Source organism: Fictibacillus sp. Mic-4, from assembly GCF_049843615.1.
GTDB classification, from domain to species: domain Bacteria; phylum Bacillota; class Bacilli; order Bacillales; family Fictibacillaceae; genus Fictibacillus_A; species Fictibacillus_A gelatini.
On the sequence record NZ_JBBHZM010000038.1, the window covers coordinates 23,434 to 33,018 of the forward strand.

General features: G+C 43.1%; 11 protein-coding genes. 7 read left to right on the forward strand and 4 right to left on the reverse strand.

Translation table 11 applies throughout. The features are described from left to right. The first annotated feature begins 191 nt into the window (after nt 1-191). From WD019_RS18290 to WD019_RS18305, 4 genes are all read left to right on the forward strand, one after another. On the forward strand, nt 192-779 hold the full coding sequence (locus tag WD019_RS18290; RefSeq protein WP_026678921.1) for a class I SAM-dependent methyltransferase: 588 nt from the start codon (nt 192-194) through the stop codon (nt 777-779). Beyond that, nucleotides 766-1,407, forward strand: a complete 642-nt coding sequence (locus tag WD019_RS18295; RefSeq protein WP_051291576.1) for a DedA family protein — start codon at nt 766-768, stop codon at nt 1,405-1,407. Before WD019_RS18290 ends, WD019_RS18295 begins: the two co-directional genes overlap by 14 nt. Nucleotides 1,408-1,537: 130 nt before the next feature. Continuing rightward, nucleotides 1,538-2,239, forward strand: coding sequence for a response regulator transcription factor (locus WD019_RS18300; protein ID WP_425712394.1), 702 nt, complete (start codon nt 1,538-1,540; stop codon nt 2,237-2,239). Nucleotides 2,240-2,264: 25 nt separating this feature from the next. Next, nucleotides 2,265-3,716, forward strand: coding sequence for an ATP-binding protein (locus tag WD019_RS18305; RefSeq protein WP_425712398.1), 1,452 nt, complete (start codon nt 2,265-2,267; stop codon nt 3,714-3,716). Nucleotides 3,717-3,782: 66 nt separating this feature from the next. Here WD019_RS18305 and WD019_RS18310 read toward each other — a convergent pair whose 3' ends face one another. From WD019_RS18310 to WD019_RS18325, 4 genes are all read right to left on the reverse strand, one after another. Then, nucleotides 3,783-5,255: a flavin monoamine oxidase family protein gene (locus tag WD019_RS18310; protein WP_425712395.1), complete on the reverse strand. Its 1,473-nt coding sequence runs from the start codon at nt 5,253-5,255 to the stop codon at nt 3,783-3,785. Nucleotides 5,256-5,486: 231 nt separating this feature from the next. Beyond that, nucleotides 5,487-6,017: a DinB family protein gene (locus WD019_RS18315; protein WP_425712396.1), complete on the reverse strand. Its 531-nt coding sequence runs from the start codon at nt 6,015-6,017 to the stop codon at nt 5,487-5,489. A gap of 226 nt (nt 6,018-6,243) precedes the next feature. Beyond that, entirely contained in the window at nt 6,244-6,876 is a 633-nt protein-coding gene (locus WD019_RS18320; protein ID WP_026678926.1) for a LysE family transporter, read from the reverse strand. A gap of 58 nt (nt 6,877-6,934) precedes the next feature. Beyond that, nucleotides 6,935-7,768: an AraC family ligand binding domain-containing protein gene (locus WD019_RS18325; protein WP_425712397.1), complete on the reverse strand. Its 834-nt coding sequence runs from the start codon at nt 7,766-7,768 to the stop codon at nt 6,935-6,937. A 165-nt stretch (nt 7,769-7,933) separates the two neighbouring features. Here WD019_RS18325 and WD019_RS18330 point away from each other — a divergent pair, with 165 nt between their 5' ends. Genes WD019_RS18330 through WD019_RS18340 form a run of 3 tightly spaced genes read left to right on the forward strand, consistent with a single transcriptional unit; the run spans nt 7,934 to nt 9,536 of the window. Next, a complete protein-coding gene (locus WD019_RS18330) occupies nt 7,934-8,359 on the forward strand; it encodes a MarR family winged helix-turn-helix transcriptional regulator (protein ID WP_026678928.1) in 426 nt (141 codons plus the stop codon). Further along, nucleotides 8,343-8,681 carry a DUF3147 family protein gene (locus tag WD019_RS18335; protein ID WP_026678929.1) on the forward strand — a complete coding sequence of 113 codons (339 nt, stop codon included), beginning with the start codon at nt 8,343-8,345 and terminating at the stop codon, nt 8,679-8,681. Before WD019_RS18330 ends, WD019_RS18335 begins: the two co-directional genes overlap by 17 nt. Nucleotides 8,682-8,711: 30 nt before the next feature. Continuing rightward, the gene (locus WD019_RS18340; RefSeq protein ID WP_026678930.1) at nt 8,712-9,536 is read left to right on the forward strand and encodes an MBL fold metallo-hydrolase; all 825 of its coding nucleotides are present in this window, start codon (nt 8,712-8,714) and stop codon (nt 9,534-9,536) included. Nucleotides 9,537-9,585: the final 49 nt, after the last annotated feature.

The window sequence follows — 9,585 nt, forward strand, 5'->3', positions numbered from 1 at the left end:
ATAACAGAGTATGTTGAGATGGTCATTGTTGCTCATGAACGAGCTCTCTAAAGATGGCCAGCATTTGCCCTTCGTCGAACTCCACCTGTAATGAATTCCTAAGAAAAAATTAAGAAATCTCTTCGCTAATTCTTAAGAATCGATCTCTATACTTAAAGCTATCTTACAGAATGAGAGCGAGGAGATCGTTGATGCCATTCATTACATTCTTGTCCCAATTTTTAAAGCATCCGAAAAATACCGGAGCCGTTGCGCCAAGTTCCAAACGATTGGCGCAAAAAATGGCGGAGGCCATCGATTTTGAAAAAGCCCGCTGCATTGTCGAACTTGGAGCTGGAACTGGGTCATTCACCGAAGAAATCATAAAGAGGAAAAAGAAACATACGAAGCTCATTTTAATTGAAATCAATGAAGTCTTCTTCAAGGATCTACAAAAACGGTATGGAGGCGCCCCGGGCGTTGTCGTCATCCATGGTTCGGCTGAAACTATTCAAACGTACATCAAGGAGCTCAACATCGAGAAAGTCGACTTTGTATTGTCCGGCTTGCCGTTTACTTCTTTGCCTGCCGGAGTATCGTCGCGCATTTTAAGCAATGTCATGGACGCATTAGAGGAGAACGGAAAATTCATCACTTTTCAATATTCTCTCGTTAAAAAATCCTTTATCCAGCAATTCTTTCAAACGATCAACGTCAAAAAAGTCTGGCTTAATTTCCCTCCAGCCTATGTGTTTTATTGTAGAAAAAAGAACGGGAGGGCCGAAAATGGAGCTGCATGAGCTATTATCCAATATTCAGGACTATGGTTATGGCGCATTATTTTTCTTTTTATGGCTCGGGATTGCCGGAATGCCGATCCCGGATGAAATGGTTGTCATGAGCGGGGGATTGGTTTCTTCGTTAGGCTATTTAAAGCTGTTTCCCGCCTTTCTGTTGACATACCTTGGCGTGGTGTCGGGACTTTCTTTAGGATATGTGCTCGGGAAGGCGTTCGGCTCGAAAATCCTTGATCGGCTAGTAAAGAAGAAAAAGGCTGCTTACCTTTTAAAATCTCAAGAGCTAATTGGCAAATACGGGCATTTTGCGTTGATCATCAGTTATTTTATTCCTGTCATTCGGCATATCATCCCTTATATTGTCGGAATTAACAACATGCCGTATAAAACGTATGCGTTGTATTCGTACAGTACGGGATTGGTCTGGACGATTCTCTATTTTGCCCTCGGCTTTGCTTTCGGGGATAATATCGGGGCGATTGTCGAATTCGTTACGAAGTATGGCCTTGTTTTTGGCGTAATGGCAGCGGCTTCTTTCTTTTTTTCATATTTAACTATACAGCGGAAGCGAAAAATGGTAAACATAGGTAGAGTGCCAAATAATGATCCAGCAAAGGTTTCATGTGAATGATAGATAAAGAGAAAAGATCAGCTTTGCCCCTTTTCCGTGAAAAGGACGTAGACGAATAAGTTTGTTTTTAGATGAATAATTGATTATATTCGACGAATAAAGGTCGTTGCATGATTTTGGGGGAGTCGATATGGGAAAAGAAACGATACTTGTAGTAGATGACGAAAAGGAAATCAGGGATCTGATCGCCATCTATTTAAAAAATGAAGGATATGACGTATTGCAGGCCGCAGATGGAGTAGAAGGCCTGGAGAAATTAAAACATAATGAAGTGCATTTGGTTGTGTTAGACATTATGATGCCAAAAATAGACGGCATTCACATGTGCATGAAAGTCAGGGAAACGGGCGATATACCGATCATCATGTTATCGGCGAAAACGCAAGATATGGATAAAATATTGGGCTTGACGACAGGGGCAGATGATTATGTAACAAAACCCTTTAACCCGCTCGAACTGATGGCGCGCATTAAATCGCAGCTCCGCCGGTACTTAAAAATGAGCGGAGCCACCGTGCAAAATGAAGACGAAATTGAGGTCGGGGATATGAAAATCAATGTATCGACACATGAAGTGACGGTTGACGATCGAAAAGTGAAATTAACACCGCGGGAGTTTTCCATTCTGGAACTACTTGCCCGAAACCGCGGCATCGTATTCAGCGCGGATCAAATTTATGAAAGAGTATGGGGGGAGCCACCCTTTCAATCCGATAATACGGTGATGGTGCACATTCGAAAAATCCGGGAAAAAGTAGAAGAATACCCAAGAATGCCAAGATATATTAAAACAGTATGGGGAGTGGGGTATAAGATTGAGAACGATCATTAAGTGGCTAAATAAGCTGTTCGGAAAAATGATGATGAGCATTCGCCAGAGCATCAGAATTCAGCTGATTACTACGTTCGTTGTCTGCGCTTTGGCGGCTTTTCTTGTTTCTAGGGCGACCGTGCCCATTTTCGAAACCATGAATCGGGAAGCGACGATCGATTATAGCGGCGGCATGCAACAAATTAACGATCGGGCGCAAATGGTGGCAGAGCAGGCGGCACAGCAAAATTCAACGGAAGCCATCAAAGCGATTATAGATGAAGAAAACGGGCTGCTTGATGAAGGACAGGATGCATTGAAAGTGCTTGTCACGGATGAGGAGGGAAAGGTGTTATATAAAACGAAACAGGCACACGAAGAGCGGATGAACCTTCATGATATGATCAAAAGTGTCATGTCATTTGCCATCAACCATCCAGCATACGCAGGCGGAGGAAGGACGGTGGAAGAATCGCGCAAAGAATTCATGACATTTTACCCCGTCACGATCAAAGGGAAGAATTTATATATGTTTGTCAGCGGCATACCAGAAGGGGATGTCATCTATTCGACGAGTGAAGGGCCCATTCCAATTTTCATCGGGCTTTTTGTGTTCTTTTTTTCATACTTTTATATAACGAAGCGGAAAATGAGGCAGATTGAAGCGATGGCTCAAGGCGTCAAAGAGATCGCAAAGGGAAACCTCGCCCATCGGATTGAAAAAAAGGGAGAAGACGAAATCGCATCATTGACGGAGAATATTAATCATATGGCCGAAGAGCTTATGAAGAAGATAGAAAAAGAGAGGAAAGTGGAGAGGCAAAAAAATGAATTGATTACGAATGTCTCTCATGATTTAAGAACTCCGTTGACTTCCATCATGGGCTATTTGCGCTTGTTGTGCGATGGAAAATACGAAACGAGTGGGCAGCTACATGAGTATGCGAGAGTTGCCTTTTCAAAGTCCGAACAGCTGAAAAACTTGATTGAAGATTTATTTGAGTATACGAAGCTTACGAACGAAAATATCGCCTTCGACCGGCAAGAAGTGTGCATGAATGAACTTCTTGGCCAGTTGATTGAAGAGGTGGTGCCGCAAGCAGAGGAGCACGGCCTGTCCATCGTAAAAGAGTTTCCAGATGAGCGTCTCTACGCTGTTGTCGATCCGGAGAAAATGGTGCGCGTGTTTGACAATTTATTGATGAATGCCATCAAATACAGTTCAGATCAGGGGGAAATCCATGTTTCCTTAAAGAGGGAGGACAACGGCCTTCAAGTCTCCGTTGCTAATCAAAGTGAAGCATTTACGGAAGAGGAGCTAGAGAATCTGTTTGAACGGTTTTATAAAAAAGATCAAGCAAGGAGCAGAATCGAAGAAGGCTCCGGCCTTGGCCTTGCAATTGCAAAAAGCATCGTCGAAAAGCAGGAAGGCAACATTTGGGCGGAATATCACGACGGAATTGTTCGGTTCATCATTCATTTACCGATGGTGAATTGACGATTAAAAAAAGAAAACAGGAAGCGAATCCATTTTGATTCGCTCCAATTTTGTTAATGAACATTTTCATGACTTTAAACCATTCACTTCAAGGGCTGCCCTTATGCCTGATTCAATGGCAGCCTGTGTCCAGCCGTGGATCAGCGTTGTGTGGCTTCCGGCAAAATATACTCTTCCTTCTGGTTTTGTAATAAACGGGTAAAGATCGGATTCCTGTTCCGGAGTGTACATAGGAAAGGCGCCAAGAGAATAAGGATTTAAATCCCAGTTCCATGAGAACCCTGATTCAAACTCAGAATATACCTGGTTTCCACGTATAAATGAAAGATCGAGCAAGGCATTCTGGATCCGGTCACCTTCAGGCAACCCATCCCATAATGCGGCTTCCGGTCCCACGGTATAACTTGCCAATACCATTGCCGGTCCAGATGAGCCGATTCCATGGCTTGGGTAATAGGTAAAGCGAATTGGAAGATCGGTGATTGATTTTCCCCCGTACTGCCCTTCCCGCTCCCAGAACCGGCTTTTGAACTTGATTCCGATCTTTGTAGCGGGCATATAGTGGAGCTCCCGAATGACTTTCCACTTATTATGCGAAAAGGAGTGGTACGGCTCCACTTTCACAAATCGTAGCGTTGAAAAGGGAATGGCGATGATGGCGATGTCCCCGGTGATTTGGGAATAGTTTAACGTATCTTCATGGCGGCAGTAGATGGTGACCTTGTCTGTCTCTTGCTTGATTTTGACCATCTTTTGCCGAAAATGAATGTTTTCTTGCAGCTGGGGCAGAAAAGCCCGGGGAAGGTGATCGTTGCCTCCTGTTATTTCATAAAATTGAGTGGAATTCTGGAAAATCATCATCGATCTTAGCGCTTCAATAAGGGATTTCTCGAAAAAGCCTTCCCAATCCAAAAGAACCCCGATTTCTTCAACCGCTCCGCTAGAGAGGGTGGTCCCGAAGGTATAATGGTAATTTCGCAGGAAATCCGCCGTTGAGTATTGCTTGAATTCGTTGGCGATAATCGGCCAATTTTTTTCCGGATTTTTCTTAATGAAGTTGATGATCGGCGCTGTCGCCAGCGTCAATAACTCTTCGGAAGATTTCCCTTGCTCGCTTTTCGCTTTGGGGTAACGTAAAATTCTCGGGTCACTTTCATATTGATCCAGTCTTGTTCGAATGCCGTTGGCGTAAATCAAATCGGTCGGCGTTCGGTTAATAAATTGGTTAACCTTTAAATTGAATTTTCTTATGTACTCGAACACTAAATAATGTGTAGAAGGAAACCGCATCGCTCCCATCTCCAAATACAGTCCGTCTTCAGGGTTGCGAGCTGTGAAAATCCGTCCACCCACTCGATTGTTTGCTTCAAGAAGGATGACTTGATGTCCGGCCTCCTTTAGTAGGGAAGCAGCGACAAGTCCAGATATTCCAGCGCCGACAATGATGACCCTTTTCGAGTGGTCAGCCTTTCCAATTCCATTTCGTATAGCCGATACCATTTGATCCTCAGTGATTCGAGGAACGATGTAGTTGGACATGTCAATAGGCACCCCATTTCAAATTCGCTATTACCATCCTATTCCAGAAGGAGATTGCCGTATGAGAATTTTTATGATTTTTTTCTGACCATAGGCTCATAGGGTGCGAGTCGAAAAAGGCTAACGAAAATGTGAATAGCGCTGACGATCGTTGCCGCGCTTTTCTATCTGTATCTTAAAGTCCTGTTTGTCGTTTTCTTTTCGTTTATCCCGGATCATTGAGCTTCAGGATCAATGACAGTTGTATTTTAGCAAATATCTTTCCTTGATGATCGCTTGATGGTGCAGTTCATGTCCGGCAATAATGTATGCTAGCGCACGCGCGGTAAGGGGTTGGTTTAAAACGGTGCCCGTGCGCATCCATGCATTATCGGGAAGGCAGGAGAGCAATGAAGAGGTGCAATTCCGCACAATTGAAAAATCTGAAAGCACGTCCTGAAAATCAAGCTGGCTGAAATGGGCGTTTGCCATATATAAATCTTTATCAAATGGGGTAAAGGAAACAGCATCTCCACGGGCAATGGCAAGAACGTGATAACTGAGCGTGCGTTCAACATCCGCCATGTGGCCGAGTACTTCTTTCAGACTCCATTTTTTCGCTTCATATCGGTACTCACCTTGTTCCCTGGAGATATCCTGTAGTAAATTAGCCGTTGCTTCTTGTTGGCTCTTTAAAATATCAAGTAACTCTTCGTCAGGGACAAGTTCTATGTACCTTTCAAAATAAGGATGGTATTCATTCTTTTTCGGACGTTTAAGCATGATCGCCACCTCCGTGTTTTTATAGTTTCATAGTACCTTATCTTTATAGATATGTTGACTATCGCATCATTTTGTACAGATTCATTTTGCGTTTGATCATAGCCTGGTACGACATAAGTTGATCATCCCTTCCAGCCACTTTCTTACAATAGCGTTATTCGAAGCCTTTGACGATAAAAGCCCCTCGATTTTCAGTATTTGAAAATCGAGGGCTGATGAAAGGGATTTATATGACCATCTTTACCCCAAACCCGATTAATAATGCTCCGGTGAATTTTTGAAAGACTTTTTGAACTTTAGTTCGCCTCATCCATTTTTTTACGTGGCCTATTAAATAAACAAGGATTAAAAACCATCCCACGGCGATGAAGGTCAGGATGAATCCTAATCCAATCAGTTGATGGGTTGTGTTTCCATGAAGATTAATGAATTGAGGCATAAACGTGACATAAACCAAAACCGTCTTAGGATTGAAAATATTGCTGATCGCCCCTTGCAAATAGGATTCTTTATAATGATGGGCAGATGGCCTGGTGATAGAGCGACTGCCATTGGCTTGAAAAGACTCCAGTGAAATGGCGCCTTTAGAGAAAAATGCCTTTATGCCCAGGTAAAACAAGTAAGCAGCCCCTAAATATTTGATTGTGTTAAAAAGAAATAAGGAATGTGCGATGACGACTGACAGGCCGAGAACAGAAATGACAGTCCAGAACGCCAGGCCAGTTGCTATCCCTAGAATCGTGCAACGTCCCGCTTTTGTCCCGTAATTAAACGTATTTTTCATAATAAGAATCGTATCCGTGCCAGGCAACATCGACATCATGAGGGCCATTATGACATAAGCAAGCAGGTTATCCATTTTATCCTCCTTTATTCAAGTGGCTCATCAAAAAAGATGATGAGCCAAGCCTTGTATTTCAATAGTGTTCACGTGCCACTTTTTCAAAACTTTTCATATACTGTTTTGGCGTTAACCCGACAAGGCTTTTAAAAAATTTAGTCAAATGGCTTTGATCGCTGAATCCTGTCAAAAAAGCGACTTCGATCGGCTTCATGCCTTGTTCTAAAAGCTGTTTTGCATGGTTTACCCGAATGGTTTCCAGGTAGCCGTAGGGGGAGATTCCTTTTTGCTTTGCAAAGGATCTTAATAAGTGATACTTGCTCCATCCTGTAAGAGCGCTTAAATCGTTAAGCGTAATCGCTTTTGCATAATTTCTCTCTAAATAATCGCATACATTTTTAATTTCTCGGGAAGTTTCAGAGACGAGCGGAAGGATTGCAAGGTCCGTATGCGACTGAATGAGCTTTTCCAATAGGGACAAAAATAATTCTTCTTTTATAAACTCGCTTTCATGCTGCAAAATTTTCAAATGAAGTTCTCTTAAGGTGGATGAAAGTTCACTTTTGAATAAAACGTTTTGCTTGAAGTATGGAAGGTCTTCATTTCCGTTAATTTCTATCATTGCCTTTTTCATGACTTCCGGCCTCACATTGATGCATCGATAATCGAGCGTTTTTCCGTCTATTTGTTCGCAACTGTGAGGGTCATAAGGGTTGAATAGCAATAAATCACCCGGATTGATCATGTATTCGCCGCCCCTGCAAATCAACTTGCGCTGCCCTTTTTCAATAAAGCCGATCACATAATAGTCATGAAAATGAGCTGGAAACTTCTGCATGATCCCTTTAAATCGGTAGGCTTCGATGTTTAAATCAGGATCAAGGCGACACGTTCGAATTTCATTTAACATCTAGCAATCCTCCTATCCCAATAGCCAATATAAAGATACCATTGATGATGAGAATTTTCTTGTATGATATTGCTCTTGCATGCAGCGATCCCAGCCTTGTTATTTGCTTATTTATATCGTATCATAAGATATATTCTCAAATAACGATATAAAAGGGGAGTCAGCATGAGCAAGGAAATTGCCCAATTGAACGAGTTATGGACGGATATTTATTATCGATTGCGCTATAACCATTCCGAAAAGATTACTCACCAGGCGATAAGGATCTTGCAAGTCATTCAAAAGGAGAGCGAAGTCGGGATCAAAGAGATCGCCCGGGCCATTCAAGTGTCCCATAACACTGCTTCAGAACACGTCAAGCGTTTATTGGAAAAAGGCTACATCGTCAAAACCCGAAGTGCTGCGGATGAGCGGAAAGTCATTCTTCAGCTGACCGCCGAAGGAAATGATATATTGCACCGCCATTCCAGCCTCGATGAAGAAAAACTCCGGCACCTTTTGTTTGAAAAAATGACAAAGGAGGAACGGCAGGCAGTTTTAGACGCATTTGCTTTACTGAAAGAGAGGGCGGATGATGTTTACTATCGTTAAAGTGATCGTATCAGCAATTATCATCGGAATCATTACAGAAGTCGCGCGGAGATTTCCTGATAAAGGAGGGGTCATTGCCGCTCTGCCAATCGTCAGCCTATTGAGCATCATCTGGCTTTACGTGCAAGGAGAGCATAAGGAAAGCTTGAGCAAATTTGCGTTAGCCGTCGTATCTGGCATCCCGGCAACGGTTGTTATGCTGGTGATTGTCGGAATATCCCTCCATCACTCGCTTAATCTTTTCATTTCACTAAGTTTAGGGATCGCAGGATGGCTAATCTTCTTATATACTCAAGATATGGTAATGAAGCATTTGTTTTGAAAAGTCAATAAAGAATGGGAGAGATGATGTATGTCACATTTTATCTGTACGACGTGCGGTGTCCAATATCCTGAAAGTCAAAAAGAACCTGCGGAATGTCTTATTTGCAACGAAGAGCGGCAATATGTGAACCCATCCGGGCAAGAATGGACGACATTGGAAGCCATGCAACAGAGCGGATTATACGTGAATGAAATTCTTCAAGAAGAAGACGGGTTATTCAGCATTACGACAAAGCCTTCATTTGCCATCGGCCAAACCGCCTATCTTATCCAAAATGAAGGGTTTAATGTATTATGGGACTGCATTACTTATTTAGATGAGAAAACGATAGAGGAAATCCGGCGTTTAGGCGGAATTCAAGCGATTGCGCTATCTCATCCGCATTACTATTCGACTCAGGTGGAATGGGCAGAAACCTTCAACGCTCCGATTTACATTCATGAGGATGATCGGGAATGGGTAGTGCGGCCGAGTGACAACATCATTTTCTGGTCGGGAGAGTCCTTTGAACTGGCCAGGGGCATTACTTTGCACCGCCTTGGCGGTCATTTTAAAGGAGGGGCTGTCCTCCATTGGGAAAGTGGCAATCAACATAAAGGGGTTTTACTAACCGGCGACATTATTCAAGTCGTTGCTGACCGTCGGTGGGTGAGCTTTATGTACAGCTATCCTAACCTGATCCCTCTTCCGGCGGAGAAAGTCAGGGAAATGGCGGATCACGTGAAAGACTTATCGTTCAACCGCATCTACAATGCTTTTCACCGGGTTGTGGCAGAACGGGCAGACGAGGCCGTCCAGAAATCAGCAGACCGGTACATAAAAGCCCTTGAAGGGACGCTTTTTACAACGTAATCAGGTTAAAATAGAAGAGCATGTTTAGCAGTAAACATTCTCTTTTTCA